At 73.1% G+C, this 439-nt stretch carries 1 protein-coding gene; it reads right to left on the bottom strand.

Translation table 11 applies throughout. From position 1 onward, the window contains the following. On the bottom strand, nt 1-400 hold a 400-nt coding region (locus tag J5M56_RS25625), incomplete at its 3' end, for a sigma-E factor negative regulatory protein (protein ID WP_347709442.1). Nucleotides 401-439 lie beyond the last annotated feature (39 nt).

Below are 439 nucleotides of genomic sequence, written 5' to 3'. Positions count from 1 at the left end.
CACGTTGCAGCGGGCCCTGCTGCACGGGGCTCACGGACGCGACCTGGACCGCGCCCGGCGCGCCGACGCCTTGCATCTGCGGCACGACGATCCACGTGAGCGTCGCCGCGGCGGCCGCGATCGCGAACGCGGGCACCACGCGGCGGCGCATCGCCAGCAGCCGGCGGGCGATGGGCGCGGCCGCGGGTGCGCGCAGGTGCGGCTCGGCCGCGAGGCTCGCCGAGAAGCGGGCCATGAACGCGCTGCTCTCGGCGGGCTCGAGCGTGAGCTCGTCGGAGCGCAGCGCATCACCGATCAGATGATATTGAGCCCACGTCGCGCGCTCGGCGTCGGCGAGCCCCGCGAGAATCTGTTTCAGCGAAAGGCCTTCAGGCGCTTCGCCATCGACCAGAGCGGACACGCGCTCGCGTTGCGAGCACGGCTGCGACTGCGTAGAGAC

Source organism: Pseudomonas sp. 51_B, assembly GCF_017491595.1.
GTDB classification, from domain to species: domain Bacteria; phylum Pseudomonadota; class Gammaproteobacteria; order Pseudomonadales; family Pseudomonadaceae; genus Aquipseudomonas; species Aquipseudomonas promysalinigenes.
The sequence above is the reverse complement of the archived record's forward strand: the minus strand, read 5'-3'. Positions and strand labels throughout refer to the sequence as shown.